We start from the raw sequence: 26627 nt of genomic DNA, 5'->3' as shown, positions 1-26627 counted from the left end.
CCATACATGTGCGGAATTGTCGGATACATCGGGAAGCGTGACGTAGCCCCGCTGCTGCTCGAAGGGCTGCAGCGGCTGGAGTACCGCGGCTACGACTCCGCGGGCATCGTCGTCACCTCCCCGAAGGCGGCCGGCCTGAAGATGGTCAAGGCCAAGGGCCGGGTGCGCGACCTGGAGGCCAAGGTCCCGGCGCGTTTCAAGGGCACCACCGGCATCGCCCACACCCGCTGGGCCACCCACGGCGCCCCCTCCGACGTCAACGCCCATCCGCACATGTCGGCCGACAACAAGGTCGCCGTCGTCCACAACGGCATCATCGACAACGCTGCCGACCTGCGCCGCAAGCTGGAGGCGGACGGCGTCGAGTTCCTCTCCGAGACCGACACCGAGGTGCTCACCCACCTCATCGCCCGTGCCACGGCCGAGAAGCTGGAGGACAAGGTCCGCCAGGCGGTCCGCGTGATCGAGGGCACCTACGGCATCGCCGTCCTGCACGCCGACTTCCCCGACCGGATCGTGGTGGCCCGCAACGGCTCCCCGGTGGTCCTCGGCATCGGCGAGAAGGAGATGTTCGTCGCCTCCGACATCGCCGCGCTGGTCACCCACACCCGCCAGATAGTGACCCTCGACGACGGCGAGATGGCCACGCTCAAGGCCGACGACTTCCGCACCTACACCACCGAGGGCACCCGCACCACCGCCGAGCCCACGACCGTGGAGTGGGAGGCCGAGTCGTACGACATGGGCGGCCACGACACCTACATGCACAAGGAGATCTTCGAGCAGGCCGACGCCGTGGACCGCGTGCTGCGCGGCCGCATCGACGACCGCTTCTCCACCGTGCACCTCGGCGGCCTGAACCTGGACGCGCGCGAGGCCCGGCAGATCCGCCGGGTGAAGATCCTCGGCTGCGGCACCTCGTACCACGCGGGCATGATCGGCGCCCAGATGATCGAGGAGCTGGCCCGCATCCCCGCCGACGCCGAGCCGGCCTCCGAGTTCCGCTACCGCAACGCGGTCGTCGACCCCGACACCCTGTACGTCGCCGTCTCCCAGTCCGGTGAGACGTACGACGTGCTCGCCGCCGTCCAGGAGCTGAAGCGCAAGGGCGCCCGGGTCTTCGGCGTCGTCAACGTGGTCGGCTCGGCGATCGCCCGCGAGGCGGACGCCGGCATCTACGTCCACGCGGGCCCCGAGGTCTGCGTGGTCTCGACGAAGTGCTTCACCAACATGACGGTGGCCTTCGCGCTGCTCGCCCTGCACCTCGGCCGCACCCGTGACCTCTCGGTCCGCGACGGCAAGCGGATCATCGAGGGCCTGCGCAGGCTGCCCGAGCAGATCACCGAGATCCTCAAGCAGGAGGAGCAGATCAAGGAGCTGGCCGAGCTGTACGCCGACGCCCGCTCGATGCTCTTCATCGGCCGTGTCCGGGGCTATCCGGTGGCCCGCGAGGCCTCCCTGAAGCTCAAGGAGGTCTCCTACATCCACGCCGAGGCCTACCCCGCCTCCGAGCTGAAGCACGGCCCGCTGGCCCTGATCGAGCCGGCCCTGCCGACGGTGGCGATCGTCCCCGACGACGACCTGCTGGAGAAGAACCGCGCGGCCCTGGAGGAGATCAAGGCCCGCAGCGGCAAGATCCTCGCGGTGGCCCACCAGCACCAGGACAAGGCCGACCAGACGATCGTCGTCCCGAAGAACGAGGACGAGCTCGACCCCATCCTGATGGGCATCCCGCTGCAGCTGCTGGCGTACCACACGGCGAAGGCCCTGGGCCGGGACATCGACAAGCCGCGCAACCTGGCCAAGTCGGTGACGGTGGAGTAGTACCGCGACGACAGAAAGGACCCCCACGTGTGCCACCGAGCACGTGGGGGTCCTTCCGGTGCCGCTGGGAATCAGCCGGTGGCCGTCACCCCCCGGCCGGCGGCACGCCCCGGAAGCGTCGTCGGCCAGTGGGCCAGCGCGGCCGTCGCCGCGTACCAGGCCACCGCACCGGAGACCGCGGCGACCCAGCCGCCGGCCTTGGCCAGGGAGGAGCTGTCGGCGAAGGCCGCGACCGCCAGCACCAGCATCGCCAGGAACAGCAGCCCGTGCACGACCTGGCCGAGGCCGTCCCCGCCGGCGAGGGTCAGGGTGAGCGCCACGAGGGCGAACAGAAGCAGGAAGAGCCCGGCTCCGTCGGCGGACGAGTGGCCCGCGACGGCCCAGGTGAACCACAGTGCGCCGAGGGCCACGAAGCCCGTACCGGAGGCGGCGTCACCGCCGCGGAAGGCCAGCAGGCCGACGAGGAACAGGGCAACTCCGCCCACATAGTGGGCCAGTGACACGGCGTCGGACGCCGCCACTCCGTGGATCACTCCGGTGGTACCGAGCCCGAACGCCAGCAGGGTTATCCCCAGGGCGAGTCGGCCGACCACGGTGGTGCTTCCGCTTCCCGCGGAGACTTCGTTGTCCACAGCGGGCTCCCTTCATGTCGTGCAGTTGTGCGGTGACCGATGTATGCCCTTCACAAGGGCACAAACCACCTCTACGCGCCAGTAGTTTCGCGCTGCACAAAGGGAGTCGCCGTACCGCGCCAGGGAGTTGGGAGCGTCAGGGAATGACGATCACGGGCCGCCGGGCCCGCTTGGCGAGCCGCCCCGCGACGGAGCCGAAGATCCGGCCGACGATGCCGTGGGTGGAGCCGACGACGATCGCGTCCGCCTCGTACTCCTTGCCGACCTCTTCCAGCTCGTGGCAGATGTCGCCGCCGCGCTCCACCAGGATCCACGGCACCTCGGACAGATAGTCCGCGCACGCCAGCTCCAGCCCGAGGACCTCGGTGCGGTGGTCCGGCACGTCGACGAAGACGGGCGGCTCGCAGCCGGCCCACACGGTGGTCGGCAGCCGGTTGGCGACATGGACGATGATCAGGCCGGCGTGGGAGCGGTGGGCCATGCCGATGGCGTAGGCCAGGGCGCGTTCACTGGAGGTGGAGCCGTCGAAGCCGACGACGACTCCGTGCCGGAAGGCGGGGTCGCACGAGGGGCGTGGCTCTTCCGCCGCCAGGGGATCGGCCGCCGTGGGGTCGGCGACCGGCCGCTTGCGGTCCGCGGGTTCGAAGAATTCGTGACCGGCCATGGCTGTCTCGGCGTTGTGATCCTTTTATGGGTGGGACGACAGTGTGCGGCGGAGCTGTGTCCGGGAAACATCTTCCCAACCCCATACCCCCAAGGGTACGGCGGCACGCCTTCCGGGCCCAGTTCCCGCGCACGCTCCGTAAGCGGTCCCCGACACCCGGAGGGGTTCACCGGAGCATGCACGAGCCGCGCCCGTAACGCAATGGTTGCTGCCCCGTACAGGCGGTTTGCTCAGGATTCACAGACGTACGGCCGGTGACCGACCGCTCGAACAGACGTTGAACCGGGTGAGCCACCGCCACAGGGAGTACGAGTGATGCCCGGTCCCCGATCCACCTCCGATCCGCATCCCGCGCCGGACACCGTGAGCGATGTGATCCGCTGGGCCGCCTTCAGCTGCGTCCTCGTCCCCGTGGTGCTGGTCTGGTACGGCACCTCGCTGGCCGGCGCGGCGGGCGCGGCGCTGGGCCTGGCCGCCGTCACGGCGGTGTGCCGGCTCCTGCTGCGCCGCTCCGAGCGGTGCGCCGAACGGAGCGCTCGCGGCCGCAGGCGTTGCCCGAAGCAAAGAGGCGGACGTCACACCCGCCGACGGACACCGGTCGACTGACCGGTTTCCATACCCCCGAACGCATCTTTTCAGCCAACTTCTGAATGTCACCCCACAGGGCCTCCGAGCACCCTTCAACCCCCGTTCGACCTGCACGGAAAGGGTCTACGGGCAGTTGCGCACCCTACGCGGTTTGGCCACTGCGACAAGGCGCACTTCCCTCCACGCTCCGCGAGTGCAACGCTTCGTGATCGAATGCTTCACGCCAAGTTGTCATGTCGACAATCTGGGGCGTGTGGAACTGGTCACCGTGAGACCGCGGGAGCCAGTAGATTCGATCTTGACTGTCTTTACGGCGGGGGACTCGTGCAGGACCGAGGGGAAACGTGCAGGAGCGACACAACCGAGGAGCCGCGACCACCGAGGGGGGCTTAGCAGTATGAGCCACGACTCCACTGCCGCGCCGGAAGCCGCGGCCCGGAAACTTTCCGGACGTCGCCGCAAGGAGATCGTCGCGGTGCTGCTGTTCAGCGGCGGCCCCATCTTCGAGAGTTCCATTCCGCTGTCGGTGTTCGGAATCGACCGCCAGGACGCCGGCGTCCCGCGCTACCGACTGCTGGTGTGCGCCGGAGAAGAGGGCCCGCTGCGGACCACAGGGGGCCTGGAACTCACCGCACCGCATGGGCTGGAGGCGATATCGCGCGCCGGGACGGTCGTCGTACCGGCCTGGCGTTCGATCACCGCGCCGCCACCGGAGGAAGCGCTCGACGCGCTGCGCCGGGCGCATGAGGAGGGTGCCCGGATCGTCGGGCTGTGCACGGGCGCGTTCGTGCTCGCGGCGGCCGGACTGCTGGACGGCCGCCCGGCGACCACCCACTGGATGTACGCGCCGACGCTGGCCAAGCGCTATCCGTCGGTGCACGTCGATCCGCGGGAGCTGTTCGTCGACGACGGCGATGTGCTCACGTCGGCGGGTACGGCGGCCGGAATCGATCTCTGTCTCCACATCGTGCGGACGGACCACGGCAACGAGGCGGCCGGCGCGCTCGCCCGGCGCCTGGTGGTCCCACCGCGCCGATCGGGCGGCCAGGAGCGCTACCTCGATCGGTCTTTACCAGAGGAGATCGGCGCCGACCCGCTGGCCGAGGTCGTCGCCTGGGCGCTGGAACACCTCCACGAGCAGTTCGACGTGGAGACCCTGGCGGCACGCGCCTATATGAGCCGCCGTACGTTCGACCGCCGGTTCCGCTCGCTGACGGGCAGCGCGCCGCTGCAGTGGCTGATCACGCAGCGGGTGCTCCAGGCCCAGCGCCTGCTGGAGACGTCGGACTACTCCGTGGACGAGGTGGCGGGCCGGTGCGGCTTCCGCTCCCCCGTCGCGCTGCGCGGGCACTTCCGCCGCCAGCTCGGCTCGTCCCCCGCCGCCTACCGGGCCGCCTACCGGGCCCGCAGGCCGCAGAGCGACAAGCCGGCCGACACGGAGCCGCCGATGTCCGCGTCCGGGCAGCCGGGCCCGCCCATGGGCCTCGCGGGTCCCGGCCCGATGGGCCACGCACCCGTACTGCACCCGGACCGCGACAGCGGCGTACCGATGCAGAGCCGCCGCACGGCGGCGGGCGCGGTGGGGCTGCTGCCGGGGCCACGGGCCGGTAGCTGAGCGGAAGGGAAGGGGGCGAGCACACACTCGCCCCCTCTCTTTTCGGTGCAGGCCGGTGAAAACCAGCCCGCCCGGCGCTTGAGGACGAGGCCGAAGGCCGACAGCGGGGTCTGCGGGCGCAGCCCCCGGCAAGCTCTGCACCAGCACAGGGCGCCACAAAAGCTCAGGCCCGCTTTAGGGTGGTCGCATGAACGATCGCATGGTGTGGATCGACTGCGAGATGACCGGCCTCTCGCTGTCCGACGACGCTCTCATCGAGGTGGCCGCCCTCGTCACCGACTCCGAGCTGAACGTACTCGGCGAGGGGGTGGACATCGTCATCCGGCCGCCGGAGCAGGCGCTGGAGACGATGCCGGAGGTGGTGCGTCAGATGCACACCGCGTCCGGACTGCTCGCCGAACTGGGGAACGGTACGACCCTCCAGGACGCCGAGGAGCAGGTCCTCGCGTATGTGAAGGAGTACGTGAAGGAGCCCGGCAAGGCCCCGCTGTGCGGCAACTCCGTCGGCACCGACCGCGGATTCCTGCTGCGCGACATGCCGACCCTGGAGGACTGGCTGCACTACCGGATCGTCGACGTCTCCTCCGTCAAGGAGCTGGCCCGGCGCTGGTACCCGAGGGCGTACTTCAACAGCCCGGAGAAGAACGGCAACCACCGGGCCCTCGCCGACATCCGCGAGTCGATCGCCGAGCTGCGCTACTACCGCGAGGCCATCTTCGTCCCGCAGCCCGGCCCGGACTCCGACACCGCGAAGGCGATCGCCGCCAAACACGTCCTGCCCGCGCAGTAGCTCTGAAGAGGGGCTCGCGAAAACGTGTGCGCGAGCACCCCTTCGGACCCTGTAGACTTCTTCTCGGCCGGTCGGGGAAACGACAAGTTCCACCGCCGGTCATGGTGGGTGTAGCTCAGCTGGTAGAGCACCTGGTTGTGGTCCAGGATGCCGCGGGTTCGAGTCCCGTCACTCACCCTCACCGATCAGCCGGTGACACCGTCGAGAGACGGAGTCACCGGCTGATTCTTTTGTCACCAGCTCCGTACCGCAGAGACGGCTGGGGCAACGGAGCCGACGGGCCGCCGCGCACGCAAGAAGCCCGCCGGGCAGGCGGGAATCTGACGACAGGACCTAGGACGACGCCCGCCTCACCAGCTCCGTGGGCAGCACCGCGTGCCGTCGCTCCAGCCCCCGGGACAGGGGCGGGCGGCGGTCGGCGACCTCCGTGAGGAGCAGGTCGATCATCGCGCGGCCCATCTCCTCGATGGGCTGGCGCACGCTGGTGAGCGGGGGGTCCATGTGGCGGGCGATGGCGGAGTCGTCGTAGCCGACCAGCGCCACGTCGTCCGGGATACGGCGGCCCGCCTCACGCAGCACCTGCCGGGCGCCGGCCGCCATCACGTCCGAGCCGGCGAAGACCGCGTCCAGGCCGGGGCACCGCTCCAGCAGCACGGTCATCGCCCGGCGACCGCCCTCCTCCGTGAAGTCCCCTGGCGCGACGAGGAGTTCGTCCACCTCCCGGCCCGCCTCACGCAGGGCGTCGCGGTAGCCGTCGGCGCGGCACTGGGCGCCGTAGACATCGAGGCGGCCGGTGATGTGAGCGATGCGGGTGCGGCCCCGGGACAGCAGGTGCTCCACCGCCGAGCGGGCGCCGCCGTAGTTGTCCGAGTCCACCGAGGTGAGCGTCTCGCCGGCCGAGCGGGGGCCGCTGATCACGGCCGGGATCTCCAGCTGGGCCAGCAGGTCGGGCAGCGGGTCGTCGGCGTGGACCGAGACGAGCAGGACACCGTCCACCCGGTGGGCCGCCAGGTACTGCGCGAGGCGCTGTCGCTCGCGGTCACTGCCCGCGAAGATCAGCAGCAGCTGCATCTCCGTGCAGGAGAGTTCGGAGCCGACACCGCGCAGCATGTCCGAGAAGTACGGCTCGGCGAAGAACCGGGTCTCCGGCTCGGGGACGACGAGGGCGATGGCGTCGGTGCGGTTGGCCGCGAGGGCACGGGCCGCCGTGTTGGGGACATAGCCGAGCTCGGCCACGGCCGCCTGGACCGCGGCGCGGGTGGCGTCACTGACCCGGGGCGAGCCGTTGATCACCCGCGAGACCGTGCCCCGGCCGACCCCGGCCCGGGCGGCGACCTCCTCGAGCGTGGGCCGACCCCCGCTGCGGCCCCGCGCTCCGTGGCTTGCCATGGGCTCCGCCTCTCTCGACCTACTCCTGGTGCTGGCTGGAATGTAACAGCACCGTTCGCGGCAGTTGCCGTCCCAGGGGCCGCGCCCCCGGGCCCCCGTCACCGGCCTTCGGCCTCGTCCTCACACGCCGGACAGGCTGAATACCGACGACCGGCGCTCGAAAACACCGGAAGACAACTGGTCCACTTAACGGGCCGATAACTGAACGCAGTTGCCGCCGTCCGCTCCCTTGACACCCCGCCCCGAACCGACGACTCTTCAACACATCACAGGTGGGAGCGCTCCCACAGTACCTGACACCTACACAACCCGCACGTTCCCCGCCCGAGCCGCAGCGAGTACGAACGGGCCCGATTCCATGCAGTTGGCCGGGGGGTCGGCACGTCAGGCAACAGGAGGACGCAATGCGCACGAGCATCCGCCGGTCCCAGCGGCTGATGGCCCTCGCGGCCGTGGCCGCGCTGACCACGGGGCTGCTGGCCGGCTGTGCCAAGGACTCGGACGACGGCTCGTCCAACGACTCGGACGGCGGCGGAAACGGCAGTGGCAAGGGCAAGATCACGCTGACCATCGGCACCTTCGGCGTCTTCGGCTACAAGCAGGCCGGCCTCTACGACGAGTACATGAAGCTGCATCCGGACATCAACATCAAGGAGAACGTCACCACCCGTACCGACGTGTACTGGCCGAAGGTGCTCACCCGCCTCCAGGCCGGCTCCGGCACGGACGACATCGAGGCCATCGAGATCGGCAACATCACCGAGGCCGTGCAGACCCAGGCGGACAAGTTCCTGGACCTCGGCAAGGAGGTCGACAAGTCGCAGTGGCTGGACTGGAAGAACGCCCAGGCCACCACCAAGGACGGCAAGCTCATCGGGCTCGGGACCGACACCGGGCCGATGGCCATCTGCTACCGCAAGGACCTGTTCCAGCAGGCCGGCCTGCCGACCGACCGGACCAAGCTCGCCCAGATGTGGAAGGGCGACTGGAGCAAGTACGTCGACGTCGGCAAGCAGTACATGAAGAAGGCGCCCAAGGGCACCAAGTTCGTGGACTCCGCCGCCTCCGTCTACATGGCGGCGGTGGGCGGCGCGAGCGAGCGGTACTACGACAAGGACGGCAACGTCGTCTGGGACAGGTCCGAGGGTGTGAAGAAGGCCTGGGACGCCGCCATGACCGCCGCCACCAGCGGCATGTCGGCGAAGCTGAAGCAGTTCGACCCGACCTGGGACCAGGGATTCGCCAACGGCAGCTTCGCCTCCGTCGCCTGCCCTGCCTGGATGATCGGCTACATCGAGCAGAAGTCCGGTGACTCCGGCAAGGCCAAGTGGGACGTGGCGGCGGCGCCGGCGGCGTCCAACTGGGGCGGCTCCTTCCTCGGCGTGCCGACCGCGACCAAGCACCAGAAGGAGGCCGTCGCGCTGGCGAAGTGGCTGACCGCGCCCGAGCAGCAGGCGAAGGTCTTCGCCAAGCAGGCCAGCTTCCCGTCGACCCCGTCGGTGTACCCGAGCCTGAAGCCGCAGCCCGACACCACGGCGTACTTCTCGGGCGCCCCGATCACCCAGATCTTCTCCGACGCGGCGAAGACCATCCCGGCGCAGCCCCTCGGTCCCAAGGACAAGCCGATCGACACCGCGATCAGCGACATCGGCATCCTCCAGGTCGAGCAGAAGGGCAAGTCGCCCGCGCAGGGCTGGGACGCCGCTTCCCAGGAGATCAAGGACGTGCTCGGCCAGTGACCGGTCCCAAGCAGGCTCTCGCGCACTCCGCGTCGAGCGCCGACGCCGCGCCCGGCATCCCGCCGGGCGCGGCCCGGGGCGCTCACGGTCGCGGTACGCCGGCGGACGCCCACTCCTGGCGCAGCCGGCTGTACCGCTGGGACATGAAGGCGTCGCCGTACGCGTTCGTGTCCCCCTTCTTCGTCCTGTTCGCGGCGTTCACGCTGGTCCCGCTGCTCTACACGGCCTGGTACTCGCTGCACCATGTGCAGCTGTCCGCGCTGGACCACCAGACGTGGGCGGGCCTGGACAACTACAAGAACCTGTGGTCCTCGGACTTCTTCTGGAACGCCCTGAAGAACACCCTGACCATCGGTGTCATCTCGACCGTGCCACAGCTGCTTGCGGCCATCGGCCTCGCCCACCTGCTGAACTACAGGCTGCGCGGCTCGACCGTCTGGCGCGTGGTGATGCTGACCCCGTACGCCACCTCGGTGGCCGCGGCGACCCTGGTGTTCACGCTGCTGTACTCGTGGGACGGCGGCATGGTCAACTGGATCCTGCACTTCTTCGGGGTGGGCCCGGTCAACTGGCGTGAGGCCGACTGGGGTTCGCAGTTCGCGGTGTCATCGATCGTGATCTGGCGGTGGACCGGGTACAACGCGCTGATCTATCTGGCGGCCATGCAGGCGATCCCCACCGATCTGTACGAGTCGGCGGCGATCGACGGCGCCAACCGCTGGCAGCAGTTCCGGCATGTGACGATCCCGCAGCTCAGGCCCACGATCCTGTTCACGGTCGTGGTCTCGGCCATCGGCGCGACGCAGCTCTTCGGTGAGCCGCTGCTGTTCGGCGGCGTCAGCGGGTCCAAGGGCGGCTCCGAGCACCAGTACCAGACGCTCGGCCTGTACATGTACGACCAGGGCTGGATCATCGGCAACCTCGGCAAGGCGTCCGCGATCGCCTGGTCGATGTTCCTGCTCCTGCTGGTCGTCGCCGCGGTCAACCTGCTGCTCACCCGACGGCTGAGGAAGTCCCGATGACGACCACTGAACTGACGCTGCCCCGGAAGGCGTACCGGCGCCGGGGCCGGACCGGCGCGGGCAAGCAGCTGCACGCGGGCCCGGTGACGTACGTCGTGCTCACCGTCTTCGCGCTGGTCTCCCTCGCTCCGCTGGTGTGGACGGCGATCGCCGCCTCCCGCACCGCCCACCGGCTGGACGAGACCCCGCCGCCGCTGTGGTTCGGCGGCAACCTGTTCAAGAACCTCCAGACGGCCTGGGACCAGGCGGGTCTCGGTACCGCGATGTTCAACTCGGTGATCGTGGCGGGCACGATCACGGTGAGCACGGTGCTGTTCTCGACCCTGGCCGGCTTCGCCTTCGCCAAACTGCGGTTCCGCTTCTCCAGCCTGCTGCTCCTGCTGACCATCGGCACGATGATGATCCCGCCGCAGCTGGCCGTCGTACCGCTGTACCTGTGGATGTCGGACCTCGGCTGGTCGAACCAGCTGCAGACGGTGATCCTGCCGAGCCTGGTGACCGCCTTCGGTACGTTCTTCATGCGGCAGTACCTGGTGCAGGCGCTGCCGACGGAGCTGATCGAGGCGGCCCGGGTGGACGGCGCGAGCAGCCTGCGGATCGTCTGGCACGTGGTCTTCCCGGCGGCGCGTCCGGCCATGGCCGTACTCGGCCTGCTGACGTTCGTGTTCGCCTGGAACGACTTCCTGTGGCCGATCATCGCCCTGAACCAGCAGAACCCGACCGTGCAGGTGGCCCTGAACTCGCTCGGCACCGGCTATGTCCCGGACCAGGCGGTGATCATGGCGGGCGCGCTGCTGGGCACCCTGCCGCTGCTGGTCGCGTTCGTCCTGTTCGGCAAGCAGATCGTGGGCGGGATCATGCAGGGCGCGATCAAGGGCTGACGGTCTCCTCCCGAGGGGCCGGACCACCACCCCGGCCCCTCTCCGCCTCTCCCTCCCCCACCCCACCCGCTACGCCAGGTCTCCTACGACCCCCAATGGGAGCGCTTCCATGCCTGAACCCGTTACCGCCGTGACCTTTCCTTCCGCCTTCCTCTGGGGGGCCGCGACGTCGGCCTACCAGATCGAGGGGGCGGTACGGGAGGACGGCCGCACCCCCTCGATCTGGGACACCTTCAGCCATACGCCGGGCAGGACGGCCGGCGGTGACACCGGTGACATCGCTGTCGACCACTACCACCGCTACCGCGAGGACGTGGCGCTGATGGCGGAGCTGGGCCTGAGCGCGTACCGCTTCTCGGTCTCCTGGTCCCGGGTGCAGCCGACGGGCCGGGGCCCCGCGGTCCAGCGTGGTCTGGACTTCTACCGCCGCCTGGTGGACGAACTCCTCGCCCATGGCATCAAGCCGGCGCTCACCCTCTACCACTGGGACCTGCCGCAGGAGCTGGAGGACGCGGGCGGCTGGCCGCAGCGGGACACCGCGTTCCGGTTCGCCGAGTACGCCCGGCTGGTCGGCGAGGCACTGGGCGACCGGGTGGAGCAGTGGATCACCCTCAATGAGCCCTGGTGCAGCGCCTTCCTGGGCTACGGCTCGGGTGTCCACGCCCCCGGCCGCACCGACCCGGCAGGCTCCCTGCGCGCTGCCCACCACTTGAACCTCGGACACGGCCTGGCGGCTTCGGCCCTGCGCTCGGTGATGCCGGCCCGGAACGAGATCGCCATCAGCCTCAACTCGTCCGTGGTACGGCCGCTTTCCCAGGACCCCGCCGACATCGCGGCGGCCCGCAGGATCGACGACCTGGCCAACGGCGTTTTCCACGGCCCGATGCTGCACGGTGCGTACCCCTCGTCGCTGCTGGAGGCGACGGCCTCGGTCACGGACTGGTCGTACGTCCTCGACGGCGACGCCCGCACGATCAACGTCCCGCTGGACGCGCTGGGCCTGAACTACTACACCCCGGCCCTGGTCTCGGCCGCGCCCGGCGGAGTCAAGGGCCCGCGGGCCGACGGCCACGGCGCCAGCGACCACTCCCCCTGGCCGGGCGCCGGCGACGTGCGGTTCCACCAGACGCCGGGCGAGCGCACCGAGATGGGCTGGACGATCGACCCGACGGGCCTGTACGACCTGCTCCTGCGCTACACGGGGGAGGCGCCCGGTCTGCCCCTGTACGTGACGGAGAACGGGGCCGCCTACGACGACAAGCCCGGCCCCGACGGCCGCGTACACGACCTCGAGCGCATCGCATACCTGTACGGCCATCTCTCGGAGGTCCGCCGGGCCATCACGGACGGTGCCGACGTCCGCGGCTACTACTTGTGGTCCCTGCTGGACAACTTCGAGTGGGCGTACGGCTACGGGAAGCGGTTCGGGGCGGTCTACGTGGACTACGGGACACTGGAGCGGACACCGAAGTCGAGCGCACGGTGGTACGGGGAGGCGGCGCGGACGGGGGTGCTGCCGGAGGTGTAGCGGGGGCCTTGCGGGCGTGTCGTCACGCCTCCACGAACAGATCCTCGGCGCTCACGGCGGTCAGGGACGGATCGAGAGGAAACGGGGGGTGTACGTGTCCATCAGTCGCCTCCACAGTGCACGGGCCGGGGTGTCGCCCAGGCCGACTTCGGTGAATTCCGCCCAGCGCTTCGCGGCCTCGCCGCCGCGCCTCGTCCGGGTCGGTGACTGCCGGCAGCTCGGGCCGACAGCCCAGGCGCACCTTGGCGTCCACGCCTGCCTCACGGGTGACGGCGGCGGTGGTCTCGACCTCCACCGGTCCCGGCTCGAACCGTACGAGCTGTCCGTCCCCGTCTGTCAGGGCCGACGTCAGCTGTTGCCTCAACTCGCGTAGCTCGGCGGACAGTTCGGTCACCGCGTCCCCCTCGTCCACTGGTTGTCCCGGTGCTACCGGGGCGCGGCACCCCTCCGTCGTGCCGCGCCCCTCGCCGAGGGGAGTGCGTGGGGGTCAGTTGAAGGCGCCGAACGCCTTCGCGAAGGCGTTCTTGTCCTGGACGATCGAGCTGCAGGTGGCGTCGGCGGTGGGCTTGGCGCCGCCGGCGCACTGCTTGTCGCGGGCCGCGGACCACATCGACAGGCCGCCGAGGCCCTTGGACCGGGCGAAGTTCACCAGCTGGGTGGCGTCGTCCACCTTGAAGACCTCGGAGGAGACGTCGTTGACGCCGATCATCGGGGTCACCGCGACCGTCTTCCAGGCGGCGGAGTCGGAGAGCCCCAGCACGCTCTTGACCTGGGCCTGGGTGGCCGTGGCGGCCTGCTCGGCGTAGCTGCCCATGTCGCCGCTGTACGAGGCGCCGTAGTCCATCGCCATGATGTTGACCGTGCCGGTCTTCACGCCGTTGGCCCTGGCGTCGGACAGGAGGTTCACGCCGTCCTGGGTGAGGCCCTCGGGCATCACCGGGAGGGTGAAGGAGACGTCCAGGTCCGGGTGCTGCGCCTGGAGCTTCGCTATCGCCTTCGCCCGGAGGGTGTTCGCCGCCGTGTTCGGCAGCGCGCCGCCCTCGACGTCGAAGTCGACCTTGGTGAGCTTGAACGCGTCGACCGCCTTGCCGTACGCCGCCGCCAGCGCGTCCACGGAAGAGCAGGTGGTGGCCAGTTCGGAGCCCGACGCGCCGCCGAAGGAGACCCGGACGTCACCGCCCTTGGCACGCAGGGAGCCGATCTGCGCGGCGACGCCGTCGCTGGTCAGGTCGGTCACGCCGCCCCACTTGGGGGTGCAGCCGCCGCCGTCGGTGACGAAGGCGAGGTTGTAGTTCTTCACGCCGGTCGCGTCGGCCGCGCCGACCAGGTCGAACGCCGGGTAGAGGGAGGTGTCGACGTAGGGGGCGAAGCCGGCGGAGGCGGTGGTGCCGTTGCCGGTCGTGTGGCCGGCGGTCGGGGTGGGAGTGGCCGTCCTGGTCGGGGTGGGGGTGGCGCTCCTGCTCGGTGTGGTGGTCGGGGCCGGCGGCTGGGTCCGGGTGGGGCGGCCGCTCGGCTCGGGGGTGGGGCCCGCGTCCGCGGAACACTGGGCGCCGTCGACACGACAGCCCGTCGGGGCGCCGCTGCCGTCGACCACGAAGCCGACGGTCACCGACTTGCCGGGGGCGAGGCCCTCGGTGTCCCACTTCGCCGGCCTCACGGTGACGTGCGCACCGCTGACGCTCGACTCGCCGTTCCACAGGGAGCTGAGCCTGGCGCCCGCGGGGAGGTCGAACTCCAGCGTCCAGGTCTTCTCCTGCTGTCCGCTGTTGTTGGTGACGACGTACTGGGCGGTGTAGCCGGTGGACCAGTCACTGGTCCTGGTGTACGCGGCGTTCACGCCGGCCGCGTGGGCGGTGCCGGTGAGCAGGACCGCGCCGCCACCGACGACGGCCGCGGCCACGAGACCGCCTATCGCCTTGTTCCTGCCACTGATCCTGCGCCGGTGCGTGCTCATGCGCGTGCCTGCCTTCGCTGTTCACGGGGGTGAGGTGCGGCAGCACGCTAGCGATCCGGAATCGGACAAAAGGCCTGATCGGGACGGCCGTTGCAGACCTTAGGCTTCGCTTAAGGAAGGGATCGGGGGCGGTTAATGGTCGAGACCAGTCGGGACCGGTTTGCCCGATCGGCGTCTTCGCGTACGGCCCCGCGCCACCGGCCCCCGCCCGTCCACCTGGAACCAGAGCCGCACCTCGGTGCCGCCCAGCACCGAGGAACCGATCCGGACGTCCCCGCCGGTGGCCTCGGCGAGCCGGCGCACGATGTCGAGGCCGAGACCGGTCGAGCCGGTGTTCCCGGAGCCGCGGCCCCGGGCCATCGCGGCGTCCGGGTCGGCTATGCCGGGGCCCGCGTCGGAGACCAGCACGATCACCGCGTCCTCGCCGTTGTGCACGTCGACCGCGAAGGCGGTGCCCTCGGCGGTGTGCCGGAAGACATTGCCGAGCAGGGCGTCGAGGGCCGCGGCCAGGTCGGCGCGGGCCACGGGTATGCGCACCGGCCGCTCCACGCCGGCCACCCGCCACTTGCGGCCCTCGTCCTCGGCGAGCGCGGACCAGAACTCCATGCGCTCGCGCACCACTTCGGCCGCGTCGCATCCGGCGCCGGATCCGGCCGCGACCGTCTGCGGCTTGGCCTCCCGGGCCGTACGGATGATGGTGTCGACCTCGCGCTCCAGCTGGGCGACGGCGGCCCGGGTCTGCTCGGCGGCCGGCCCTGCGCCCAGGGAGGCCGTGTTGAGCCGCAGGACGGTGAGCGGGGTGCGCAGGCGATGGGAGAGGTCTGCCGCCAACTCGCGTTCATTCGCGAGGAGTTGGACGACCTGGTCGGCCATGGAGTTGAACGCCGCCGCGGCCAGCCTGAGTTCGGTCGGGCCGTCCTCCGGCACCCGGGCGCCCAGCCGGCCCTCGCCCAGTTCGTGCGCGCCCTCGACCAGCCGCCGGGCGGGCCGCACCATACGCACCCCGAGCCGGTCGGCGACCGCGACCGAGCCGACGATCAGCGCGAGGCCGACGGCCGCGAGCACCGCCCAGGCCGTGCCGACGCCGTTGGTCATCTCGGACTCGGGGACGTAGACCTCGACGACCGCTATGGCGCCGGAGCCGAGCGCGACCGGCTGGAGCAGTGCGGAGCCGCCGGAGACGGAGGCCGTGGAGGCCCGGCCCAGTTTGCGCACCGCCTGGATGTCCCTGCCGGCGGCGCGCTGCTTGCCGAGGTCGAGCGCGGAGCGGCCGTCGGCGGCGGGCAGGTGCACGGCCATTCCCGAGTCGGCGCCGGCGGAGGCCACGACGCGCTCCAGTTCGTCCCGGTCGGTGGTGATGGACAGCGCGGGCGCCACCGCGGCGGCCTCCCGTTCGGCGTTGGAGAAGGCCCGGTCTCGGGCCATCTCCTTGACGACCAGCCCGAGCGGGACCGCGAAGGCGACCACGACCATCGTGGTGACCGCCAGACACACCTTGACCAGGGCCCATCTCATCGCACCGGCTCCCCGTCCGCGGATGGTTCCACGGGGGGTTCGAGCTTCACACCGACACCCCGGAGCGTGTGCAGATAACGGGGCCGGGCGGCCGTCTCCCCCAGTTTCCGGCGCAGCCAGGACAGATGTACGTCGATGGTCTGGTCGTCGCCGTAGGACTGCTGCCAGACCTCGGCGAGGAGTTCCTTGCGCGGGACGACAACCCCGGGCCGCCCGGCGAGGAAGGCCAGCAGGTCGAACTCGCGGCGGGTGAGGTCGAGGCGGGTCCCGTCCAGTTCGGCCTGGCGGCGCAGCGGGTCGACGGTCAGGCCGCCGACGCGGAGCACGGACGAGGGCGGGGCCTCCCCGCCGCCGGAGCGGGCCCGGCGCAGTACGGCCGCCATCCGGGCGGACAGGTGCTCGACGGAGAACGGCTTGGTCAGATAGTCGTCCGCACCGGCGTTGAGCAGCCGGACGATCTCCGTCTCGTCGTCGCGTGCGGTGGCGATGATGACGGGCACGTCGGTGATGCCACGGAGCATCTTCAGCGCCTCGGAGCCGTCCAGGTCCGGCAGTCCGAGGTCCAGGATGACCACGTCGAAGCGGAAATGGGCGACCTCGCGCAGCGCCTCCAGTGCCGTACCGACGCTGCGCACGGTGTGTGCGGCGTCGGTCAGATGCCGGATGAGCGCCGAGCGTACGAACTGGTCGTCCTCGACCACGAGCACACTTGCCATGCGCCGCACCGTACGCCATGCGGACCACACCGGGCGGGCGCCTGTGGACAACTCGGAGCATGTGCGCACCGCGGTCCCCCTGAGGCAGTATGGCCCGCGATGCGCAGAGGACTCGTACACGTACTGGCATGGCTGCTCGCGACGGGAGCGGCGGTCACGCTGTCGTGGTGGGGCGTGCACACGGTGATGGCGGGGACGGCGTACGACCCCCCGCGCGCCCTGCCGGTCACGGAGTCCGGCGCGACGGCCCAGGACACGAAGGCCCTTGCCCCGCCGACGCACCGGCCGTCCCCGTCGCACCGGCCGTCGAGCAGCCCGACGGCACCGACCCCGCCGCCCACGCGGACGCAGGGTCCCTCCCCAAGCGCCGCCGCCTCCGCGTCCGGGCAGGTCAAGTCGTACGACACCGGCGGCGGCCGGGCGGTGTTCGAGCTGGGCGCGGCCGACGCCACGCTGGTGTCGGCGACGCCGGGGACGGGCTGGTCGATGCAGGTGTGGAAGACCTCGACCTGGATCCGGGTGGAGTTCACCAAGGGCACGGACCGGGTGTCGGTGATGTGCACCTGGCACGACGGCCCGCCGCACGTGGAGATCGGAAACTACTGAACGCTCAGCGGAACACGGAGGGTGGCGGCGCTGGGGAGGCCGCCGCCGTGTCGTCCGTCACCGGGAGCGCGCCGCCGGTGAAGTCCCGCAGCGGCTTGCCGTGTTCGACCCGGCCCGGATGCGGGTCGGAGGCGGCGCGGCGGGTGAGGTCGGCGAGCGGGAGCGGGGCGTCGGAGGCGACCAGGACGGCGTTGCCGAAGCGCTTGCCGCGCAGGACGGCCGGGTCGGCGATCAGCGCGAGTTCGGCGAACCGGGCGGCGGCGGTGGCGATCTGGCCGCGCAGATGGGCGAGCGGCGGGCCGTCGGCCAGATTGGCGGCGTAGACCCCGGACGGCTTCAGAGCCCGGCGGACCTCGTCCAGGAACTCGGTGGAGGTGAGGTGGGCGGGGGTGCGGGCGCCGCTGAAGACGTCCGCGAGGACCAGGTCCGCCCACCCGTCCGGGACCTTCGCCAGCCCCGCGCGGGCGTCCGCCGAGCGCACCCGGATCCGCGCGTTCGAGTCCAACGGCAGCTCCCGGCGTACCAGTTGGACCAGGGCCGCGTCGCGTTCGACGACCTGCTGGGTGGACCGGGGGCGGGTCGCGGCGGTGTACCGGGCGAGGGTGAACGCGCCCCCGCCGAGGTGCACGGCGTGCACCGGCTTGCCGGGCGGGGCGAGAAGGTCGATGACATGGCCGAGGCGGCGCTGGTACTCGAAGGACAGATACGCGGGGTCGTCCAGGTCGACATGCGACTGGGGCGCGCCGTCGATCAGCAGCGTCCAGGCCCGGTTGCGGTCGGGGTCGGGCACGAGCTGTGCGAGCCCGCCGTCGACCGCCTCCACGACGGCTTCGACGGCGGCCGCCCCGCGCCGCGTGTCCCGTGTCTGCCGTGTGCTCCTGGACCTGCCCATCGGACCATTTTCGCAGCCGGTCCGGGCGGGCGCCTCACCGGCAGCTGTCGGCCGCCTCGATCAGCCGGGCCGCCTCTCCGAGGGCCCGGCGCAGCACCACCGGGTCGGTGGCGAGGTCGGCCTCGCCGGGCGGCAGCAGCCAGTCGGAGCCCGCCACCGGTGGCTCGGGGTCGAGTCTGAGTCCACGCCCGTCCGTCTCCGTACAGGTGCTGCCCGGCATGTCCCAGCAGGCCGCCGTGCCGGCCGGAACCAGGAAGCCGAGGGTGGCGCAGCCGCCGTCGTGCAGCACGGGTCCCATCGCGTCACCGGCGCCGCGCCGCAGGATGTCGACCGCCTCGAGGCCCTGCCGGGCCGGTACCGTCACGAGGTCGCAGGCCGCCGCGGCCGCCGCGGTCTGCACGGCCGACGACGGCGAGGTACGAGGTTCGTTGCTCTGGCTGGTCTCCATGCCGGCCTCCACCACACAGCCCTGTTGCGGTCCATGGGGTCCAACGCGTGAACGCGTCAACGGCTACGGCACAAGTGCGCCGCAAAGGATGGCAGTTCATGGCAGATCGTGCATGAGATATCCGGTTTGTAGCCAAACACAGCGTGGCGGGTCCTGCACAGCAGGTACGTTCATGCCCGCCGGAACCAGGGCGTCACTCGGGCAACTCGTCCCGAATCCGCCCCGGGTCCGGCATGGTTCGACGGTTCGCACGAGAGGACCCGGCCATGGCGTCGTCAACCGAGACCGCGTCACAGCCCGAACGGCCACCCCGGCCGAACCTCGCCTTCCGGCATCTGCGTGGCAGTCGTTCACCGGCCGAGTTCGCAGCACTGGTACGCCGTGCCGCGCGCGAGATCGGTGAGCGGGTGAGCTGTGACGCGCGGTACGTCGGCAGGGTCGAGGCGGGCGAGATCCGCTGCCCGAACTACGCGTACGAACGGGTGTTTCTGCATATGTTCCCCGGCCGTACGCTCACCGACCTCGGCTTCGCGTCCCGCTCGTCCGTCCGCGGGCGCGCGGCGCGGACGACGGCGGCCGCGCCCGAGGGGCTCATCACCGGTGAGGGCCAGGAGGCCGGTGAGACGCCGGCGGCGTTCGAACCGTATGACAGGCAGGACCCGTACGGCACGCACGAGCCGTACGCGAAAGACCATCCGAACCACGAGGAGAGCGACGTGCTGCGTCGCGCATTCATGACCGGCGGAGGCGCCACGGTGGCCGCCGCCACGCTGGGCCCGCTGGGGCTCACCCCGGACGCCGCCGCGGCGGTCCGGACCACTCGCCGGCCCGGAACCTCCGAGGCGGCCGCCCTGGAGGAGGCGGTCCGCCGGATCCGGCTGCTCGACGACCGGCACGGCGCGGACGGCCTCTACCGGCGCGCGGCGACTCCGTTGCGCGCGGCCTACGCGCTGCTGGACGCCGGCGCGACCCGGCAGACCACCGCCGACCGGCTGCACTCGGGCGCCGGTGAACTCGCCATCTCCGTCGGCTGGCTGGCACACGACTCCGGCCGCTTCGACGACGCCCGCTCGCACTATGCGGAGGCGCTGGCCACGGCCCGGATGACCGGGGACCCGGCACTGGAGGCACACGCCTTCTGCAACACCGCGTTCCTGGCGCGGGACGCCGGCCGCCCGCGGGAGGCGGTCCGTGCCGCGCAGGCCGCCCAGCGTGCGGCCGCTCCGCTCGGTTCAGCGCGCCTGATGTCCCTGCTCGCGCTGCGCGAAGCCGGCGGCTGGGCGGGGCTCGCCGACCGCACGGGCTGTGAACAGGCACTCGTCCGGGCCCAGACGCTGTTCGCGCGGGGCCGCTCGGACGCCGACCCCGAGTGGATGAGCTTCTACGGAGAGGCCGAGCTGGAGGGGCTGGAGGCGCAGTGCTGGTCCATGCTGGGTGACTGGCGGCGCGCGTCCCGGCACGCGCGCCGGGCGGCCCATCTGCAGGATCCGCACTTCACCCGGAACATCGCCTTGTACATGGCCGAACTGGCGGACGACCTGGCCCGCGAGGGTCGTCCCGACGAGGCGGCTGCGGCGGGGCTTCGGGTGCTGGCCTTGCTGGACCAGGTCCAGTCCTCCCGCGTCCAGGGGATGCTGGCGGGAACGGCTCGGGTGCTGTTGCCGCACCGGCGGGCGTCCGGGGTGTCGGAGTTCCTGGACCGGCATGCGTCGATGCCGAGAACGGGGAGGGCGTGACAGGCAGGCGCCGGCCGCGGACCGGCGGGGGCTGATCGCCAGTCCCCCCGGCCCCTTCAGGGCGCTCAGCGGCACCCGGCACGCGCGGGCGAGCGACCCCGCCCCGGCTCAGCCGGCCAGATGCCCCAGGTCGTTCCAGCTCTCGACGGCGGGCTCGCCGTAAGCCCAGCCGAGGACCGACAGCGAGGTCGGGTTCAGGCGTATCCGTGCCGCGAAGTCCAGCGGCAGGCCCAGCCATCGCGCTCCGATGGAGCGGAGGATGTGCCCGTGGGCGAAGACCAGGACGTCGCGGTCGGACGAGCGGGCCCAGGAGACCACCTCGTCCGCGCGCGCGGTCACCTCGGCGAGGCTCTCGCCCTCCGGCACCCCGTCCCGCCAGATCAGCCACCCCGGCCGCACGGCCTGGATCTCGGCCGGCGTCATCCCCTCGTAGGCGCCGTAGTCCCACTCCATGAGCGTGTCCCACGCGGTGGCCCGGTCCCCGAAGCCGGCCAGTTCGCACGTCTCACGCGCGCGTGCCAGCGGGCTGGTGCGCACCTCCACCCCCGGCAGCCCGTCCAGCGGAGCGCGGTGCAGCCGCTCGCCGAGCAGCTTGGCTCCCCGCCGGCCCTCCTCCAGCAGCGGCACGTCGGTCCTGCCGGTGTGCTTGCCGGACAGCGACCATTCCGTCTGTCCGTGCCGGGCCAGCAGGATGCGCGGTGCCATGGGAGACCTTTCCGGGAGGAGGACGTCACACGGACGCCACGAGAGGGACGAGAGAGGACTTCTCCATCATCGCTCACACCCGTTCGGGGCAACCCGGCGGGCGTTCTCAGCGTCTTTGGGGGCCGGAGCGCCCGCATGGGCGGGATACGGACACCGTAAAGTGGCACGGCCGCCCTCCGGGGGGCGCCGCACCGCAGAAGGGGGAGGGCGATCGGATGCCGCAGACCGAGACACCGGGCACCGAGGTGACCGCGCGACCCCGGCTGCGCTGGTGGACCGAGCTGCCGCTGATCCTCCTGGTCTACGGCTGTTACTCGGCCGGCCGCCTCCTCGCCCGCGGTGACGTGCCCTCCGCCGTCGACCACGGCCTGGCGATCCTGCGCTTCGAGAAGGCCCTGCACCTCGACGCGGAGCACCCGCTCAACCGGCTTTTCACGCGCGCGCCCTGGCTCGGTGTACCGGCGGACTTCTGGTACGCCTCGCTGCACTACCTGGTCACGCCCGCCCTCCTGATCTGGCTGTTCCGGGCCCACGCCGAGCACTACCGGCGGGCCCGCACCTGGCTGATGACGTCCACGCTCATCGGCCTGATCGGCTTCACTCTGCTGCCCACCTGCCCGCCCCGGCTGCTCTCCGCCGGTCACGGCTTCGTGGACACCATGGCGCACTACAGCTCGTACGGCTGGTGGGGCAGCGAGGCGAGCGCGCCGCGCGGCATGGGCGGGATGACCAACCAGTACGCGGCGATGCCGAGCCTGCACGTCGGCTGGGCGCTGTGGTGCGGGCTGATGCTGTGGCGCCACGGCCGTACCCGCCTCGCGAAGGCCGTCGCCGTCGGCTATCCGCTGGGGACCGCGCTGGTGGTCATGGGCACCGCCAACCACTACTTCCTCGACGCGGTCGCGGGTGTCGCCGTGATGGGCGTCGGCCACCTGCTGGCGCCGCCCGTGATGCGGGCCGTGGGCCTGCTCCGGGCCCGCCTGCCCCGGCTGTTCCCGCGCCGCACCCCGGTCACGGACGGCACGGGTTCCCCGATTGTCAGTGCCGGATGCCAGACTTCCGCGGGTGAGCGAATTCCACGGCAGCGCCAGTCGCGGCTCGACGCCGGGGCCGAGCCGGACATCTCCCCCAGCGACGCGGGAGAAGGGGCTCCGACACCGGCTGGCTGAGCTGCGCGGTCCCGACGTACCGGCCAAGGCCCTGGACGCGCGCGCCCTCGCGGCGCTCGCCGCGAACCCCGGGTGCGCCAGGCGGGCGGTCCTGGACGGCGCCGGGGTGGACAAGGCGCGGCTGGCGAGCGCGCTGGGCGCGCCGTCCGCGTTCGGTCAGTCGCAGTTCGCGCTGACGCGCGGGAACGCGTTCGAGGCGAAGGTGAAGGCCGACGGCGGTGCCGAGTTGCTGCGGCTGACGCACGCCCGGCTCGACCCGGGCGCCACGGCGCCGGAAGGGGCCGCCGTACCCGACCTGACCGCGCACGGCCCCGAGGGGCGTACGGCGCGTACGGCGCTGGCGCTGCGCGAGGCCACGCGCGCGGGCGGCTGGACGCTGCTGGACCATCCGATGCTGGCGCTGGACGTGGCCGGTTCGCTCGCCTTCCTGGAGCCGGACGCGGTGGTGGTGCACCCGGACGGCAGCTGGTCCGTCGTGGAGATCAAGTCCTTCCCCCTGCTGGACGGCTCGGCGGACCCGGCGAAGGTCGGCGCGGCGGCCCGGCAGGCGGCGGTGTACGTGCTGGCACTGGAGGAGGTCGCCGCGCGGCTCGGCGCCCAAGAGCACACCCCCGCCCCGGTCGTACGGCACCGGATCCTGCTCGTGTGCCCGAAGGACTTCTCGAACCTGCCCGCCGGCTCCGCCGTCGACGTCCGCAAGCAGCGCGGGGTCACCGCCCGCCAGCTGGCCCGGCTCACCCGGATCGAGGAGATCGCGGGGGCCCTGCCCGAGGGCCTGTGCTTCGCGCCCGACCGGGACGCCGAGGAGCTGACGGCGGCCGTCGAGGCAGTCCCTGCGACGTACGCGCCCGAGTGCCTGTCCGCCTGCGAACTGGCCTTCCACTGCCGGGAACGCTCCCGCGCACAGGGCGCCGTCACCCGTCTCGGCCGTCCCCTGCGCGCCGAACTGGGCGGTCTGAGCACGGTCGAGGACGTCCTCGCGGCGGCCCGCGGCGAGACCGGCGACCCGGACGACCCCGCGGTCGCGGCGCTGCGCCGGGCGGCGGCTTTGCGCGCGGAGGCGCTGACGGACGCGGCGCACCGGGAGGTCGCCCCGTGTCCCTGATCACCGCTCTCGCCCGGCTCGAGGCCGTCGCCACCGGCCGGGCCCAGCCCGCCGCGACCGTCCGGCACCGGCATCTGTCCGCGCGCCCCCTGGTGTTCGTGCCGCTCACCACCGCCGGTGAGGCCGGCGCCCCGCTCGGCGCGCTCGTCGGCACCGACCGGGACGCGCCGCGCCTGCTGGTCGTACCGCAGCCCCGCGACCGCGATCTGCGCTTCACGTTCCTCGCCGACCTGGCCGATGCCGTCCTGCCGTACATCGACTCCTGTGCCGGGTCCGTGGAGGCGGCCGAGCGCACCGAGACCGACCCGGAGACCGGCAAGCGGGTCAAGGTCGAGGTGGAGCTGTGCGCGGACGCGCCCCAGCTGATCGTGCCGAGCCGCGCTGGCCTGGACTTCGTACGGCTGCTGGGCCGCTCGATGCGGTTCCGCCGTACGGCGGAGCAGGACCCGGAGGCGCCCTACCCGGCGCCGCCCCGGGTGCCGCTGCTCGGCCGCTGGCTGACCCACTAGGGCGAGCGGTCCCGGGTCCCCGGTTCCTCGCTCCTCCTGGCCCTGACCGATCTGCTGTCCCGGCACTGGGCGACCGGCCAGTCCGGTCTGGAGGACCAGCACCTGGGGGCGTTGCTCGCCTGGATCGACCCTCCCGAGGGCACCTCCGGCGCCGAGGCCGCGCGCCGGGCCGAGCTGGCCCGGGACGCGGCCGGCCAGCTGCTGTGCCCGCCGGCCGGTCCCGCCACCGACCCGGCGTTCGACAACAGGCTGCTGGCCCCGGCGATCGAGCGCTACGACCGCGCACGCGGGGCACTCGCCGCCGCCGAGGACGCCCTGGCCGCCGACGACCGGCTGGCCGCGCTCACAGCGGCCGAAGGGGAGATCCGCGACCTGGTGGCAAGCCGCACCCGGCCCACCTGGGACGCGGTGTGGCGGGGCCTGGACCTGCTGCGGGCGCTGCCGGAGGGCGCGCACGTGGAGGAGCGCTGGACCCGCGACCGCTGGTCCTTCACCGGCCACCGCGACCGGGTGCTGGCCGGCGAGCCCCCGCAGCCGCGCCGGGACGACGCGGTGACGGCGGCGAACAAGCTGGCCACGCGCGAGCGCGAGCAGGCCCGTCTTGAGGCGCAGGAGGCGCTGGACGATCCGCTGGTGATGGCGGGGCGGCGGCTGGCCGGGGAGGCGTTCGCGGGCGAGGTGACCGATGTCGTGATGGCGTACAGCGAGGGCAGGCGGCCGAGCCCGCGCCCGCTGGTGACGGTCCGCACGGACGACCGGCCGCATCTGGCGGAGCGCGCGAAGGTGTACCGCTCGCTGGGCGGCAGGCCGCAGTCGGCGGAGTTCGTCGGACCCGACTCCGAGGACGGTCTCGTGCTGCGGGTCATGGACAAGATGGGCCGCGGCAAGGAGCCGGAGCCCGGGTCCGTGCCGGAGAAGGGCGACCGGGTGTGCTTCACCCTCTTCGAGCACGAGCAGCGCGGCGGGGCGAGGCTGCCCGACCCGGAGGAGACCCCGTGGACGCACGGCGGGCCGCCCGGTGAGGCCGTACCGGAGGTCCCCGACTCGGTGACCGAGGAGGACGTGTTGTGACGAGGGCCGACTTCGATCCCGGGGCCGCCGCCGACCGTGCCACCGACGCGATCCTCCACGACACCCTGCACGGCGGCGAGCGCGGTGTGGTCGTGGACTCCCCGCCCGGCGCGGGCAAGTCGACGCTGGTGGTCCGCGCGGCGCTGGAACTGGCCGGGGCGGGCCGTCCGTTGATGGTGGTGGCGCAGACGAACGCGCAGGTGGACGATCTCGTCCTCCGGCTCGCCGAGAAGAGCCCGGACCTGCCGGTCGGCCGGCTGCACAGCAGCGACACCGACGCCTACGACAAGGCGCTGGACGATCTGCCGCAGGTGCGCACGTCCGCGAAGGCGGCCGACCTGAACGGCCTGCAGGTCGTGCTGTCCACGGCCGCGAAGTGGGCGCATGTGAGGGTCGACGAGCCATGGCGGCACGCGATCGTGGACGAGGCGTACCAGATGCGGTCCGACTCCCTGCTGGCCGTGGCGGGGCTCTTCGAGCGGGCGCTGTTCGTGGGCGACCCCGGCCAGCTGGACCCGTTCGCGATCGTCGGCAGCGAGCAGTGGGCGGGCCTGTCGTACGACCCCTCGTCATCCGCCGTGACCACCCTCCTGGCCCACAACCCTGGCCTGCCCCAGCACCGCCTGCCGGTCTCCTGGCGCCTCCCGGCCTCAGCGGCCCCCCTCGTCTCGGACGCCTTCTACCCTTACACGCCCTTCCGCAGCGGCACCGATCACGGCGACCGCCGGCTGACCTTCGCGATCCCCTCGGACGGCTCCGGCCCGGACCAGGTGATCGACGAGGCGGCGGCATCCGGCTGGGGCCTGCTGGAGCTGCCCGCCCGGCACACCCCGCGCACGGATCCGGAGGCGGTACGGGCCGTGGCCACGGTCGTACGCCGCCTGCTGGACCGAGGCGGCGCGGCGACCTCCGAGCGCTCGCCCTCTCCCGTTCCGCTCACCGCCGACCGCATCGCCGTCGGCACGGCCCACCGCGACCAGGCGGCGGCGGTCCGCACGGCGCTGGCCGAGCTGGGCGTGGCGGATGTCACGGTGGACACCGCGAACCGTCTCCAGGGCCGGGAGTACGACGTCACGGTCGTCCTGCACCCGCTCTCCGGCCGCCCCGACGCCACCGCCTTCCACCTGGAGACCGGCCGCCTGTGCGTCCTGGCCTCCCGGCACCGCCACGCCTGCATCGTGGTCTGCCGCGCGGGCGTCGGCGACCTCCTGGACGACTACCCGTCCACGGAACCGGTCCAGCTGGGCACGCTGGTGAAGTTTCCGGACGGCTGGGAGGCGATGATGTCCACATGGGACCACTGGTCCGAGCACCGAGTGATCTGGCGGCCCTGACCAGCACCCCGAGCGCCGGCCCGACAAGCACCGAACTCACCGCCGCCACCTCGCCGGACGGAGTCCGGCCCGCCGCCGGAGGCGGCCATGGGAAACAGCCCGGACGGCTGGGAGGCGATGATGTCCACATGGGACCACTGGTCCGAGCACCGAGTGATCTGGCGGCCCTGACCAGCACCCCGAGCGCCGGCCCGC

23 protein-coding genes, 1 tRNA gene and 2 pseudogenes are annotated in these 26627 nt (G+C 71.9%); 16 read left to right on the top strand and 10 right to left on the bottom strand.

Translation table 11 applies throughout. From position 1 onward, the window contains the following. Window positions 1-6: 6 nt before the first annotated feature. On the top strand, window positions 7-1824 hold the full coding sequence (gene glmS, locus ABZ624_RS13215; protein WP_360086423.1) for a glutamine--fructose-6-phosphate transaminase (isomerizing): 1818 nt from the start codon (window positions 7-9) through the stop codon (window positions 1822-1824). A gap of 71 nt (window positions 1825-1895) precedes the next feature. Here glmS and ABZ624_RS13210 read toward each other — a convergent pair whose 3' ends face one another. Both ABZ624_RS13210 and ABZ624_RS13205 read right to left on the bottom strand, forming a co-directional pair. Beyond that, window positions 1896-2456 carry a GPR1/FUN34/YaaH family transporter gene (locus ABZ624_RS13210; protein WP_360086420.1) on the bottom strand — a complete coding sequence of 187 codons (561 nt, stop codon included), beginning with the start codon at window positions 2454-2456 and terminating at the stop codon, window positions 1896-1898. Window positions 2457-2592: 136 nt separating this feature from the next. Then, entirely contained in the window at window positions 2593-3120 is a 528-nt protein-coding gene (locus ABZ624_RS13205) for a universal stress protein (protein ID WP_360086417.1), read from the bottom strand. A gap of 315 nt (window positions 3121-3435) precedes the next feature. On the opposite strand from ABZ624_RS13205, the gene ABZ624_RS13200 reads away from it, so the two are divergent. The 4 genes from ABZ624_RS13200 (at window position 3436) to ABZ624_RS13185 (ending at window position 6290) form a co-directional block, all read left to right on the top strand. After that, entirely contained in the window at window positions 3436-3726 is a 291-nt protein-coding gene (locus tag ABZ624_RS13200; RefSeq protein WP_360086414.1) for a hypothetical protein, read from the top strand. A 379-nt stretch (window positions 3727-4105) separates the two neighbouring features. After that, entirely contained in the window at window positions 4106-5323 is a 1218-nt protein-coding gene (locus tag ABZ624_RS13195) for a helix-turn-helix domain-containing protein (RefSeq protein WP_360086411.1), read from the top strand. A gap of 187 nt (window positions 5324-5510) precedes the next feature. Next, entirely contained in the window at window positions 5511-6113 is a 603-nt protein-coding gene (gene orn, locus ABZ624_RS13190) for an oligoribonuclease (RefSeq protein ID WP_360086408.1), read from the top strand. A 104-nt stretch (window positions 6114-6217) separates the two neighbouring features. After that, window positions 6218-6290 (top strand) — tRNA-His (locus ABZ624_RS13185). A 156-nt stretch (window positions 6291-6446) separates the two neighbouring features. Here the strand turns inward: ABZ624_RS13185 and ABZ624_RS13180 are convergent. Beyond that, complete coding sequence (locus tag ABZ624_RS13180) at window positions 6447-7502, bottom strand: LacI family DNA-binding transcriptional regulator (protein ID WP_360086405.1); 1056 nt, start codon at window positions 7500-7502, stop codon at window positions 6447-6449. A 404-nt stretch (window positions 7503-7906) separates the two neighbouring features. Here ABZ624_RS13180 and ABZ624_RS13175 point away from each other — a divergent pair, with 404 nt between their 5' ends. The 4 genes from ABZ624_RS13175 (at window position 7907) to ABZ624_RS13160 (ending at window position 12672) form a co-directional block, all read left to right on the top strand. Beyond that, window positions 7907-9241 carry an ABC transporter substrate-binding protein gene (locus tag ABZ624_RS13175; protein ID WP_360086402.1) on the top strand — a complete coding sequence of 445 codons (1335 nt, stop codon included), beginning with the start codon at window positions 7907-7909 and terminating at the stop codon, window positions 9239-9241. Next, window positions 9238-10263, top strand: coding sequence for a sugar ABC transporter permease (locus ABZ624_RS13170; protein WP_360086399.1), 1026 nt, complete (start codon window positions 9238-9240; stop codon window positions 10261-10263). Before ABZ624_RS13175 ends, ABZ624_RS13170 begins: the two co-directional genes overlap by 4 nt. Continuing rightward, the gene (locus ABZ624_RS13165; protein ID WP_360086396.1) at window positions 10260-11144 is read left to right on the top strand and encodes a carbohydrate ABC transporter permease; all 885 of its coding nucleotides are present in this window, start codon (window positions 10260-10262) and stop codon (window positions 11142-11144) included. The genes ABZ624_RS13170 and ABZ624_RS13165 overlap by 4 nt, the downstream gene beginning before the upstream one ends. Before the next feature lie 109 nt (window positions 11145-11253). Then, window positions 11254-12672, top strand: a complete 1419-nt coding sequence (locus ABZ624_RS13160) for a GH1 family beta-glucosidase (RefSeq protein WP_360086393.1) — start codon at window positions 11254-11256, stop codon at window positions 12670-12672. Between the two features lie 22 nt (window positions 12673-12694). Here ABZ624_RS13160 and ABZ624_RS13155 read toward each other — a convergent pair whose 3' ends face one another. The 4 genes from ABZ624_RS13155 to ABZ624_RS13140 all read right to left on the bottom strand — a co-directional run bounded on the left by ABZ624_RS13155 (window position 12695) and on the right by ABZ624_RS13140 (window position 16857). Next, on the bottom strand, window positions 12695-13066 hold the full coding sequence (locus ABZ624_RS13155; protein ID WP_360086390.1) for a trypco2 family protein: 372 nt from the start codon (window positions 13064-13066) through the stop codon (window positions 12695-12697). A gap of 93 nt (window positions 13067-13159) precedes the next feature. Further along, complete coding sequence (locus tag ABZ624_RS13150; RefSeq protein WP_360086387.1) at window positions 13160-14626, bottom strand: cellulose binding domain-containing protein; 1467 nt, start codon at window positions 14624-14626, stop codon at window positions 13160-13162. A gap of 132 nt (window positions 14627-14758) precedes the next feature. Then, window positions 14759-16141, bottom strand: coding sequence for a HAMP domain-containing sensor histidine kinase (locus ABZ624_RS13145; RefSeq protein ID WP_360086384.1), 1383 nt, complete (start codon window positions 16139-16141; stop codon window positions 14759-14761). Next, on the bottom strand, window positions 16138-16857 hold the full coding sequence (locus tag ABZ624_RS13140) for a response regulator transcription factor (protein WP_360086381.1): 720 nt from the start codon (window positions 16855-16857) through the stop codon (window positions 16138-16140). The genes ABZ624_RS13145 and ABZ624_RS13140 overlap by 4 nt, the downstream gene beginning before the upstream one ends. Window positions 16858-16956: 99 nt before the next feature. Between ABZ624_RS13140 and ABZ624_RS13135 the strand changes: the two genes are divergently transcribed. Beyond that, on the top strand, window positions 16957-17463 hold the full coding sequence (locus ABZ624_RS13135; RefSeq protein ID WP_360086378.1) for a hypothetical protein: 507 nt from the start codon (window positions 16957-16959) through the stop codon (window positions 17461-17463). 4 nt (window positions 17464-17467) lie between these two features. On the opposite strand, the gene ABZ624_RS13130 is transcribed toward ABZ624_RS13135, so the two are convergent. Both ABZ624_RS13130 and ABZ624_RS13125 read right to left on the bottom strand, forming a co-directional pair. After that, the gene (locus tag ABZ624_RS13130) at window positions 17468-18355 is read right to left on the bottom strand and encodes a fused MFS/spermidine synthase (RefSeq protein WP_360086375.1); all 888 of its coding nucleotides are present in this window, start codon (window positions 18353-18355) and stop codon (window positions 17468-17470) included. A gap of 34 nt (window positions 18356-18389) precedes the next feature. Beyond that, complete coding sequence (locus tag ABZ624_RS13125) at window positions 18390-18803, bottom strand: hypothetical protein (RefSeq protein WP_360086372.1); 414 nt, start codon at window positions 18801-18803, stop codon at window positions 18390-18392. Between the two features lie 266 nt (window positions 18804-19069). On the opposite strand from ABZ624_RS13125, the gene ABZ624_RS13120 reads away from it, so the two are divergent. Next, window positions 19070-20539 (top strand): hypothetical protein, encoded by a 1470-nt coding sequence (locus ABZ624_RS13120; protein ID WP_360086369.1) that lies wholly within the window; start codon window positions 19070-19072, stop codon window positions 20537-20539. Between the two features lie 108 nt (window positions 20540-20647). Here the strand turns inward: ABZ624_RS13120 and ABZ624_RS13115 are convergent, their stop codons facing one another. After that, the gene (locus tag ABZ624_RS13115; RefSeq protein ID WP_360086366.1) at window positions 20648-21244 is read right to left on the bottom strand and encodes a histidine phosphatase family protein; all 597 of its coding nucleotides are present in this window, start codon (window positions 21242-21244) and stop codon (window positions 20648-20650) included. Window positions 21245-21459: 215 nt separating this feature from the next. On the opposite strand from ABZ624_RS13115, the gene ABZ624_RS13110 reads away from it, so the two are divergent. The 5 genes and pseudogenes from ABZ624_RS13110 to ABZ624_RS13090 form a co-directional block, all read left to right on the top strand. Next, window positions 21460-22413: a phosphatase PAP2 family protein gene (locus ABZ624_RS13110; protein ID WP_360086363.1), complete on the top strand. Its 954-nt coding sequence runs from the start codon at window positions 21460-21462 to the stop codon at window positions 22411-22413. Next, the gene (locus ABZ624_RS13105; RefSeq protein ID WP_360086940.1) at window positions 22406-23518 is read left to right on the top strand and encodes a hypothetical protein; all 1113 of its coding nucleotides are present in this window, start codon (window positions 22406-22408) and stop codon (window positions 23516-23518) included. The genes ABZ624_RS13110 and ABZ624_RS13105 overlap by 8 nt, the downstream gene beginning before the upstream one ends. Beyond that, window positions 23509-25098: pseudogene (locus ABZ624_RS13100) on the top strand (hypothetical protein). The gene ABZ624_RS13105 and the pseudogene ABZ624_RS13100 overlap by 10 nt, the downstream one beginning before the upstream one ends. Further along, window positions 25095-26432: an AAA domain-containing protein gene (locus ABZ624_RS13095; protein WP_360086360.1), complete on the top strand. Its 1338-nt coding sequence runs from the start codon at window positions 25095-25097 to the stop codon at window positions 26430-26432. The pseudogene ABZ624_RS13100 and the gene ABZ624_RS13095 overlap by 4 nt, the downstream one beginning before the upstream one ends. Then, window positions 26390-26627: pseudogene (locus ABZ624_RS13090) on the top strand (hypothetical protein); the annotation flags it as partial. The gene ABZ624_RS13095 and the pseudogene ABZ624_RS13090, both read left to right, overlap by 43 nt.

The sequence above is a fragment of the Streptomyces sp. NPDC007205 genome (assembly GCF_040634095.1).
GTDB lineage: Bacteria > Actinomycetota > Actinomycetes > Streptomycetales > Streptomycetaceae > Streptomyces.
This window is presented reverse-complemented; position numbering and strand designations above follow the sequence as displayed.

What these genes read in the sequence shown, in the direction of transcription:
- ABZ624_RS13175 (WP_360086402.1), top strand. Translation starts at nt 7,907, where the DNA reads ATGCGCACGAGCATCCGCCGGTCCCAGCGGCTGATGGCCCTCGCGGCC.
- ABZ624_RS13125 (WP_360086372.1), bottom strand. Translation starts at nt 18,803, where the DNA reads ATGGAGACCAGCCAGAGCAACGAACCTCGTACCTCGCCGTCGTCGGCC.
- orn (WP_360086408.1), top strand. Translation starts at nt 5,511, where the DNA reads ATGAACGATCGCATGGTGTGGATCGACTGCGAGATGACCGGCCTCTCG.
- ABZ624_RS13195 (WP_360086411.1), top strand. Translation starts at nt 4,106, where the DNA reads ATGAGCCACGACTCCACTGCCGCGCCGGAAGCCGCGGCCCGGAAACTT.
- ABZ624_RS13165 (WP_360086396.1), top strand. Translation starts at nt 10,260, where the DNA reads ATGACGACCACTGAACTGACGCTGCCCCGGAAGGCGTACCGGCGCCGG.
- ABZ624_RS13120 (WP_360086369.1), top strand. Translation starts at nt 19,070, where the DNA reads ATGGCGTCGTCAACCGAGACCGCGTCACAGCCCGAACGGCCACCCCGG.
- ABZ624_RS13145 (WP_360086384.1), bottom strand. Translation starts at nt 16,141, where the DNA reads ATGAGATGGGCCCTGGTCAAGGTGTGTCTGGCGGTCACCACGATGGTC.
- ABZ624_RS13200 (WP_360086414.1), top strand. Translation starts at nt 3,436, where the DNA reads ATGCCCGGTCCCCGATCCACCTCCGATCCGCATCCCGCGCCGGACACC.
- ABZ624_RS13115 (WP_360086366.1), bottom strand. Translation starts at nt 21,244, where the DNA reads ATGGCACCGCGCATCCTGCTGGCCCGGCACGGACAGACGGAATGGTCG.
- ABZ624_RS13110 (WP_360086363.1), top strand. Translation starts at nt 21,460, where the DNA reads ATGCCGCAGACCGAGACACCGGGCACCGAGGTGACCGCGCGACCCCGG.
- ABZ624_RS13130 (WP_360086375.1), bottom strand. Translation starts at nt 18,355, where the DNA reads ATGGGCAGGTCCAGGAGCACACGGCAGACACGGGACACGCGGCGCGGG.
- ABZ624_RS13180 (WP_360086405.1), bottom strand. Translation starts at nt 7,502, where the DNA reads ATGGCAAGCCACGGAGCGCGGGGCCGCAGCGGGGGTCGGCCCACGCTC.
- glmS (WP_360086423.1), top strand. Translation starts at nt 7, where the DNA reads ATGTGCGGAATTGTCGGATACATCGGGAAGCGTGACGTAGCCCCGCTG.
- ABZ624_RS13135 (WP_360086378.1), top strand. Translation starts at nt 16,957, where the DNA reads ATGCGCAGAGGACTCGTACACGTACTGGCATGGCTGCTCGCGACGGGA.
- ABZ624_RS13140 (WP_360086381.1), bottom strand. Translation starts at nt 16,857, where the DNA reads ATGGCAAGTGTGCTCGTGGTCGAGGACGACCAGTTCGTACGCTCGGCG.
- ABZ624_RS13160 (WP_360086393.1), top strand. Translation starts at nt 11,254, where the DNA reads ATGCCTGAACCCGTTACCGCCGTGACCTTTCCTTCCGCCTTCCTCTGG.
- ABZ624_RS13205 (WP_360086417.1), bottom strand. Translation starts at nt 3,120, where the DNA reads ATGGCCGGTCACGAATTCTTCGAACCCGCGGACCGCAAGCGGCCGGTC.
- ABZ624_RS13150 (WP_360086387.1), bottom strand. Translation starts at nt 14,626, where the DNA reads ATGAGCACGCACCGGCGCAGGATCAGTGGCAGGAACAAGGCGATAGGC.